At 74.4% G+C, this 8,989-nt stretch carries 5 protein-coding genes; 1 reads left to right on the forward strand and 4 read right to left on the reverse strand.

Features of this window, described 5'->3' with window-relative positions; translation table 11 throughout:
* Positions 1 to 120 precede the first annotated feature (120 nt).
* Complete coding sequence (gene mfd, locus SNE206_RS37075; RefSeq protein ID WP_407917991.1) at positions 121 to 3,735, reverse strand: transcription-repair coupling factor; 3,615 nt, start codon at positions 3,733 to 3,735, stop codon at positions 121 to 123.
* A gap of 532 nt (positions 3,736 to 4,267) precedes the next feature.
* Between mfd and SNE206_RS37080 the strand changes: the two genes are divergently transcribed.
* Entirely contained in the window at positions 4,268 to 5,581 is a 1,314-nt protein-coding gene (locus SNE206_RS37080; protein WP_407917992.1) for a nucleotide sugar dehydrogenase, read from the forward strand.
* 82 nt (positions 5,582 to 5,663) lie between these two features.
* Here SNE206_RS37080 and SNE206_RS37085 read toward each other — a convergent pair whose 3' ends face one another.
* The 3 genes from SNE206_RS37085 to SNE206_RS37095 all read right to left on the reverse strand — a co-directional run.
* Positions 5,664 to 6,224: a hypothetical protein gene (locus SNE206_RS37085; protein WP_407917993.1), complete on the reverse strand. Its 561-nt coding sequence runs from the start codon at positions 6,222 to 6,224 to the stop codon at positions 5,664 to 5,666.
* A 66-nt stretch (positions 6,225 to 6,290) separates the two neighbouring features.
* Complete coding sequence (locus tag SNE206_RS37090) at positions 6,291 to 7,523, reverse strand: hypothetical protein (RefSeq protein WP_407917994.1); 1,233 nt, start codon at positions 7,521 to 7,523, stop codon at positions 6,291 to 6,293.
* 139 nt (positions 7,524 to 7,662) lie between these two features.
* The coding region (locus SNE206_RS37095; protein ID WP_407917995.1) for an SUKH-4 family immunity protein at positions 7,663 to 8,989 on the reverse strand (1,327 nt) is incomplete at its 5' end.

The following is an 8,989-nucleotide window of genomic DNA, read 5'->3' on the forward strand; positions in this document are numbered from 1 at the left end:
CCCCGCGAGTCCCGCAGCCCGCGAGCCCCACGGCCGGCCGCCCGGGCCGGCGGCCGCGCCGCACGACGACGGCGGCCCCGGGCGCAACGCCCGGGACCGCCGTGTGCACCGGCCGGCGCGCTACTTCCGCCCGCCCGCCATCTCGTCGAACATCGTGCTGAGGAACTCCGTGCTCCAGCCGAGCAGGTCGCGGCCGAGCAGCGGCTTTCCGCCGATCCGGCCACCGCTCACCGGGCGGGGCACGAGCAGCTGCGCGGTGTTCGCCTTCACCTGGCTGCGCGGGTAGAGGCGGTTGAGCCGCAACTGCTGCGACTCCCGCAGCTCGACCGGCCCGAACCGCACGAAGTTGCCCTGCAGCGTGATGTCGCCGATGCCGCAGCGCCGGGCGTACAGCCGCAGGCCCGCCACCATGAGCAGGTTCTCCACCGCTTCCGGCAGCTTGCCGTAGCGGTCGGTGAGCTCCTCGCGGACGTGCACGATGTCGTCCTCGGAGTTGACCGCCGCGATCGACCGGTACGCCTGCAGGCGCAGCCGCTCGCCGGGCGCGTAGTCGTGCGGCACGTGCGCGTCGACCGGCAGCTCGATCTTCACCTCCAGCGGCTCCTCCTCCGGCTCGCCGCCGCCCGCGAGCTGCTCGCGGAACTCCGCGACGGCCTCGCCGACCATCCGCATGTAGAGGTCGAAGCCGACACCGGCGATGTGCCCGGACTGCTCGCCGCCCAGCAGGTTGCCGGCGCCGCGGATCTCCAGGTCCTTCATGGCGACGTACATGCCCGCGCCCATCTCGGTGTGCTGGGCGATCGTCGCGAGCCGCTCGTGCGCGGTCTCGGTGAGCGGCTTCTCCGGCGGGTAGAGCATGTACGCGTAGCCGCGCTCGCGGCCGCGGCCGACCCGGCCGCGCAGCTGGTGCAGCTGGGAGAGGCCGAAGGTGTCGCCGCGCTCCACGATCAGGGTGTTGGCGTTGGAGATGTCGATGCCGGACTCGACGATCGTGGTCGAGACGAGGACGTCGAACTCCTTCTCCCAGAAGTCGACGACGACCTTCTCCAGCTGGCTCTCGCCCATCTGCCCGTGCGCGGTGGCGACGCGCGCCTCGGGCACGAGGTCCTTCAGCCGGGCGGCCGCCCTGTCGATCGACTCGACCCGGTTGTGGATGTAGAACACCTGGCCCTCGCGCAGGAGTTCACGGCGGACGGCGGCGGCGATCTGCTTCTCGTCGTACGGGCCGACGAAGGTCAGCACCGGGTGCCGCTCCTCCGGCGGGGTGGTGATGGTGGACATCTCGCGGATGCCGGTGACCGCCATCTCCAGGGTGCGCGGGATCGGCGTCGCCGACATGGTCAGCACGTCGACGTTGGCGCGGAGCTTCTTCAGCTGCTCCTTGTGCTCGACGCCGAAGCGCTGCTCCTCGTCGACGATGACCAGACCGAGGTCCTTGAAGCGGGTCTCCGAGGAGAAGAGGCGGTGGGTGCCGATGACGACGTCCACCGAGCCCTCGAAGAGGCCCTCCAGCACGGCCTTCGCCTCGGCGTCGCTCTGGAACCGCGACAGCGCCTTCACGACCACCGGGAAGTTGGCGTACCGCTCGGCGAAGGTCGAGAAGTGCTGCTGCACCAGCAGCGTCGTCGGCACGAGGACGGCGACCTGCTTGCCGTCCTGCACCGCCTTGAACGCCGCCCGCACCGCGATCTCGGTCTTGCCGTAGCCGACGTCGCCGCAGATCAGGCGGTCCATCGGCACGGACTTCTCCATGTCCGACTTGACCTCGGCGATGGTGGTGAGCTGGTCGGGCGTCTCCGCGTACGGGAAGGCGTCCTCCAGCTCGCGCTGCCACGGGGTGTCCGGGCCGAAGGTGTGGCCGGGGGCCGCCATCCGGGCCGAGTACAGCTTGATGAGGTCGGCGGCGATCTCCTTGACCGCCTTCTTCGCCCGCTGCTTGGTCTTCGCCCAGTCCGCGCCGCCGAGCCGGTGCAGCGTCGGGGCCTCGCCGCCGACGTACTTGGTGACCTGGTCGAGCTGGTCGGTCGGCACGAACAGCCGGTCGCCGGGGTGGCCGCGCTTGGCGGGCGCGTACTCCAGCACCAGGTACTCGCGGGTGGCGCCCTGCACGGTGCGCTGCACCATCTCGACGTACCGGCCGACACCGTGCGCCTCGTGGACGACGTAGTCGCCTGCGGCCAGCGCCAGCGGGTCGATGGCGTTGCGGCGCCGGGACGGCATGCGGCGCATGTCCTTGGTGGAGGACTTCTGGCCGGAGAGGTCGGTCTCGGTGACGACGGTCAGCTTCAGCGCCTCGTCGACGAAGCCGTGCTCGACGGAGCCGCAGGAGACGTGGACGACGTCGCGGGTCGGGGCCTCGGTGAGGTCGGCGACCAGCCGGGCCGGGATGCCCTCGTTGGCGAGCACCTCCGCGAGCCGGGACGCCGGGCCGTGGCCCTCCGTCACCATGACGACCCGCCAGTCGGCGTTCAGCCGCTCCTTGGCGTCGGCGATGGCCCGGGCGGTGTCGCCGCGGTACGCCTCGACGGCGTGCATGCCGAGCGTGAGGGTGTCGGCGTCGAACTCCAGGATGTCGTGCACGGTGGCGTCGCTGGTCGCGAACGGGCTCACCGACCACCACGGCAGGCCGATGCCCGCCGCGTGCTCGCGGACGTCCGCCAGCGACCACAGCGAGGCCGCCGAGACGTCGATCTCCTCCACGTCGATCGGCCGGTCGCCGCCCGCCGCCGCGGCCACCCACGAGGCCTGCAGGAACTCGTGACTGGTCGCCACCAGGTCGGCCGCGCGGGTGCGCACCCGCTCCGGGTCGCAGACCACGGCGACCGAGCCCTGCGGCAGCACGTCGACCAGCAGCTCCATGTCGTCCACGAGGACGGGCGCCAGCGACTCCATTCCCTCGACCGCGATGCCCTCGGCGATCCTGTCCAGGATCTCCGCCAGCCCCGGCTGCTCGGCCGCCAGCTCCGCCGCGCGCGCCCGCACCGCGTCGGTCAGCAGCAGCTCACGGCAGGGCGGCGCCCACAAGCCGTGCTCGGCGATCTCCAGCGACCGCTGGTCGGCGACCTTGAAGTAGCGGATCTCCTCGACGTCGTCGCCCCAGAACTCCACCCGCAGCGGGTGCTCCTCGGTCGGCGGGAACACGTCGAGGATGCCGCCGCGCACCGCGAACTCGCCGCGCTTCTCGACCAGCTCCACCCGGGCGTACGCGGCCGCCGCCAGCTTGCGGGCCACCTCCTCCAGGTCGTGCTGCCCACCGCGCTGCAACGCCACCGGCTCCAGCTCGGCCAGGCCCTTCACCTGCGGCTGCAGCACCGAACGCACCGGCGCCACCACCACCTGCACCGGGCCCGACGCGACGTCCCCGGCCCGCGGGTGGACGATCCGCCGCAGCACCGCCAGCCGGCGGCCCACCGTGTCGGAGCGCGGCGACAGCCGCTCGTGCGGCAGCGTCTCCCACGCCGGGTACTCGGCCACGGCGTCGGGCGGCAGCAGCGAACGCAGGCTCGCCGCGAGATCCTCCGCCTCGCGTCCGGTGGCCGTCACCGCCAGCACCGGACGGCCGCGCTCGCCGGCCTTCGCCGCCAGCGACCGGGCCAGCGCCGCGATCGCGAACGGCCTCGCGGCGGGCGGGCCGACCAGGTCGAGGTGCTGCCTGTGCCCCGTGGCCGCCGCCTCGATCGCCTCGGCGAGGGCGGCGTCCCGTACGACGACATCGAGCAGTCCGGACAGGCTCATGCTTGTTGGCTCCACGGCTGGAGTGGCCCGGCGCCGAGCGGCAGGCCGGGCAACGCGAACAGCCCGGTACGCGGTGCGCCCCGGGGTTCCCAGCCTACGCCGCACCGTCTGCGGACACCCCCGCGCCGGCCGCGCAGCACACTCCGCCGGTGTCGCACAGCGGGGCAGAACGTCAAGAACTCGACATACTCCTGTCACTGCCCGTCCATGGTCACCGCGCAGGATGGATCACGTGCCCGCCGCACCCAACCGTGGGGGATGGCTGCAGCGGCACCGTCGCAGCCCGATGGGGGTCGGGAGTGCGAGAGCCGGTCGGCCCTGGGTGGGGGCGCCCGGCAGATGTGCGGGGCCCGGGTGGCCGCCCTTCGGCGGCGGCGACCCGGGCCTCGGCCTTTCCCCACGGCTTCCGCGCACGGCTTTCCGGGATCCGGCCCGCGTCCGGGCCCGTCTCCGTACCCTCGTGTGAAGAAGGTGTGGGGCCGCTCCGCAGAGGGTGTGCGCACCACCGTCGCGATGGAGGGGGTACTTCGTCATGCGCGTCGTCATCGCAGGTCAGGGCTATGTCGGGCTGCCGCTCGCCGTCCGGACCGCCGAGGTGGGCCACCGGGTCGTCGGGTACGACGTGGACGAGCGCCGCATCAAGCGCCTCGCGGTCGGCGAGTCGTACGTCGAGGACATCCCCGCCGAACGCCTCCGCCCGCTCCTCGACTCCGGCACCTACCTGCCCACCGCCGAACCCTCCGACGTCGCCGGCTTCGACGTCGCCGTGATCACCGTGCCGACCCCGCTGCGCGACGGCGTGCCCGACCTCTCCTACATCGAGGCCTCCGCCCGGCTCCTCGCCCGCCACCTGCGGCCTGGCGCCACCGTCGTCCTGGAGTCCACCACCTACCCCGGCACCACCGAGGAACTCCTCGCCCCCCTGCTGGAGGACGGCTCGGGGCTCCGCGCCGGCACCGACTTCCACCTCGGCTACTCCCCCGAGCGGATCGACCCCGGCAACCCGCAGTGGAAGCTGGAGAACACCCCCAAGGTCGTCTCCGGCACCACCCCCGAAGGCCTGACCGCCGTCGAGGGCTTCTACGGGCAGCTCGTCGAACGCACCGTGCCGGTCTCCTCCTGCAAGGAGGCCGAGCTGACCAAGCTGCTGGAGAACACCTTCCGGCACGTCAACATCGCCCTCGTCAACGAGCTCGCGATGTTCGCCCACGACCTCGGCATCGACGTCTGGGAGGCCATCGACGCGGCCTCCACCAAGCCGTTCGGCTTCCTCCGCTTCACCCCCGGCCCCGGCGTCGGCGGCCACTGCCTGCCCATCGACCCGTCCTACCTGTCGTGGCGGGTCGAACGGGCCCTCGGGCAGTCGTTCCGCTTCGTCGAGCTCGCCAACGACGTCAACAGCCACATGCCCGACTACGTGGTGCGGCGCCTCACCGAGGCCCTCAACGACCGGCAGCGGTCCGTCAACGGCTCCCGGGTGCTGCTGCTCGGCCTCGCCTACAAGAAGAACACCGGTGACGCCCGCGAGACCCCGGCCGCCCGCGTCGTCGAACTGCTCACCCGCATGGGCGCCGACGTCCGCGCCGCCGACCCGCACGTGGTCGCCGGCGTCCACGTCGCCGAACCGCAGATCCCCGGCCAGCGGGTGGCCACCGCCGACCACGACGGCGGCCCGCTGGCGACGGTGCGCCGCGTCGACGCCACCCCCGAGGAACTCGCCGCCGCCGACGCGGTGGTGCTCCTCGCCGACCACGACGACTTCGACTACGCGGCGGTCACCGAGCACGCCCGCTACGTCCTGGACTGCCGGCGGAGGCTCACGGGGGCAGCCGTCGAGGTGCTGTAGGGGCCGGTCCCGTCGGGGCCGTGACCGTCCCGGCGGGCCCCTCGGCGGGGAAGCACGGTGCGGATCTCGCGGGGCCGGACGCTCAGCGTGTCCAGGGCAGGCCGGGGGCGCCGAGGAGGAACAGGAGGAACGCCACCGTGGGCCCCAGCACCTCCGGCAGGCCCAGCGTGTACTCCTTCTCGTACGTCAGCTCACGGGACACCGACGCCGCCGCCTCCCGCCGGACGATCTCGGCCCGCACGGCCTCCCGCTGCGGGCGTCCCCACAGCGAGGTGTCGAAGGCCGAGACCGGCACCCTGCCGCGCCCGGCGACCTCGACACCGAGGCCCAGGACCCCCGTGACACCGGCGATGCGCGCGTACGGGATGCGGTGGACGCAGTACGCGTTGCCGACCACGAGGCGGTGCTCCTCGAACTGCACGTACGGGGCGAGGAGCACCCGCCAGACGACGTAGCAACTGAACACGAAAACGGCCGAGAACATCAGCACGTTGCGCGGATCGGCCCCCGAGGTGGCGAGCAGCAGCTCTGCCGAGCCCATGAACACCAGCCCCGCGACGGCCAGGACGATCCTGCCGGTACGGCGGATGCGCCGGGACGGCCCCGGGCCGACGGCACCTCTCCGGCCTGACACTCCACGCACGCCCCCACCCCCGCCCCGGGGCCCGACGGCCTCGACGGGGCGGGAGCCTACCGACCGGCCGCAGGCTCAGCCGCGGCGGGTGACGTTGCTGCGGCGGGTGTCGTGGTCGATGCCGTCGTCCACGATGACGATCTTGGGGACGATCCTCGGCTCGTCCTGCGCCGTGGGCTCCGCGGGAGCGGCGGCAGCGGCGACGGCCGGAGGTGCGGCGGGCGGCGCGGGCGGGGCCGGAGGAGCGGCGGGCGGCGCGGGCGGGGCCGGAGGAGCGGACGGGGCCGCAGGTGCGGCGGGGGCCGGGGGCGTGGCGGGGGCCGCGTCGGCGACGGGCTCCGGCTTCAGGAACAGGTCGAGGGTCAGGTCCGGTGCGTCGGCCTCGCGGGGCGCCGCCTCCAGTGCGGCCGGACGGCGGCCCGGCTCGATCGCGCCGGCCGCCGCGCCGGTGAGCTCGGCGAGGGTCTTCTTGATGCTGTCGAGCTGCTCCTGCATCTCCTGGTGCCGGACGGCGAAGTCGCGCTGGTCGGTCTCCCCCGCGACGCGCAGGCGCTCCGCCTTGACGCGGGCGGCGGAGAGGAGGCTCTCGGCCTTCGTCTGGGCGTCGCCCTCGATGGTGCGGATGTCCGAGAGGACGGCCTCGCGGTGCTGCTCGGCCTCGCGCAGCCGGCGGTTGGCGCCGGCGAGGGTCTTCTCCTCCTCGGCGTCGGCCTCGGCCTGCGCCTGGGCGAACATCTCGTCGGAGCGGCGGCGCAGTTCGGCGAGCTTCGCCTCGGCGCGTTCCTCGGCCTCGGCGGCGGAGAGGCGCACGTGGGCGGCGTCGGCGGTGGCGGCGTCGCGGGTGGTGTTGGCGTCGTACTCGGCCTCGATGCGGATCCGCTCGGCCTCGGCACGGGTGGTCGCCTCGGTCTCGCGGACGGCCTGCTCGGCCTCGCCGCGGGCCGTGGCGGCGTGCGCCTCGGCGGCGCGGGCGGCGGCCTGCCCGTCCTTCTGGGCGTCCTCGCGGATGGTCCCGGCCGCGCGCAGGGCCTTGGAGCGGACGGCCTCGGCCTCGTTGTCGGCGATGGCCATGAGGGCGGCGGCCTGCTCGCTGAGCCGGCCGTAGTCGGGCTCGGGGGCGTCCTCGCGGGCCTGGACGATCTCGCCGAGCCGCTTCTCCATCTCCCGCAGGCCCGACCCGAGCACACTGAGCCGTTCCCACGCCTCGTCTCGGTCGGCGGTCAGCGCCCGAAGGGTCGCGTCGACCTGCTCGGGCGCGTAGCCGCGCCGGGCAACCGTGAAGCCGTGCTGGGAGACGGCGTCGCTCATCGGTTCTTCCCCTCGTGGTCCGGAGTGAGTGGTTCGCGGACGTCCCGAAAGGCGGCCGCTTGACCTATTTTGCGCAGATACGGTCGAAAGCCCAATCAGGCGGGCGGGGGGCGGGCCGTCACGGCCCGCCCCCCGGCCGCTACATCAGGCCGTCCCAGAGCTGCTCCAGCAGCACCGCCCACCAGCCTTCGGGGGTGTGCAGCGCGGCCGGGTCGACCGCGAGCAGCTGGGCCTGCAGGTCGGTCGTCCAGCGGCCGGCCTGCTCGGGGGTCAGGCCGTACCGCAGCCGCCACATCCGGCCGAGGACGGCCAGGCTGCGGACGAACTCCGGCACGCCGGTGTTGACGAACCGCGGCGGTTCGCCGGTTCCCTCCAGGTCGACGGCGACGACGGCGGCGGTGCCGTACTGCACGCACAGCTGCCGACCGTAGTCGTTGCCGAGCACGAGGTAGCCGCCGAAGTCCGGCCCGGCCGGGCGGCCGCGCTCGGCGGCGAGCTCGGCGAGCGTCGGGATCGGACGGCCGGGCTGTGCCTGGGCCCAGAAGAACGGTGCGAACTCGCCGGGCAGGCCGGCCCACATGAGCGTCTGCGCGACCGTCTCCGGCACGCCCTGCCGGGAGACGGCGCGCTGCTCGAACCGGAAGACCGCGGGCCCGAACGCCTGCCCGAGCTCGGCCGCCAGCTGCTGCGGGGCCAGCGGCGGCAGCTGCTGGACGGCGCCCGGCGGCGGCAGCGGAGCCTGCACCGGCCGGGGCCGCAGCGGGGCGGCGGCGAGCTGGCTCATCTGGTCGAGGTGGTCGAGCAGCACCGCCATGCCGGCCTGGCGGGCCTGCCGGTCACGGCCGTAGGGCGCGGTGTGGGTGATCCGCACGTTCGGCCAGGAGGCCTTGACCATGCGGGCGCAGTAGCCGCCGGGCAGGTCGCACAGCTCCAGCTCGGTGTGGAACTCCAGCACCTGGTCCGGCGGCACGCCGAGGCGGCGCATCTCCTGCAGGGCCTTCCACTCCGGGTGCGGGGTGCCGGGCTCGGAGCGCATCACGAGGGACTGCTCGGAGCCGTCGGGACGGCGGTAGCTGATGACGGCCTGGGTGCCCGGGCCGATCGTGGGCACGCCGGCGGCCGGCGGCGGGGGCAGGCCGGGGCCCGGCTGCGGGACGGGCGCGGGCATCGCGGGCGGGGCGCCGACCGGCCCGGCGCCGGGGTAGCCGTAGCCGGGCGGCGGCGGCCCGGGCACCGGGGCCATGCCGACCGGCGGCGGGGGCAGGCCGGGGCCGGGCGCGGGCGCACCGGGGCCGCCGGGCAGGTCGACGGCGTGCGCGAGCTGGGTGGCCGCGTACGCGACCCCGGCCGCGTCGGGCGAGGCCGGCGGTGGCGGCGACGCGGGGCCGCCCTGCAGGCCTGCCGGGGCGGGCGGGGGCGGGGCGCCGGGACCGCCGCGGCCGACCGGCTGCCCGGCGGCCGGGACC

It is taken from the genome of Kitasatospora sp. NE20-6, assembly GCF_045862635.1.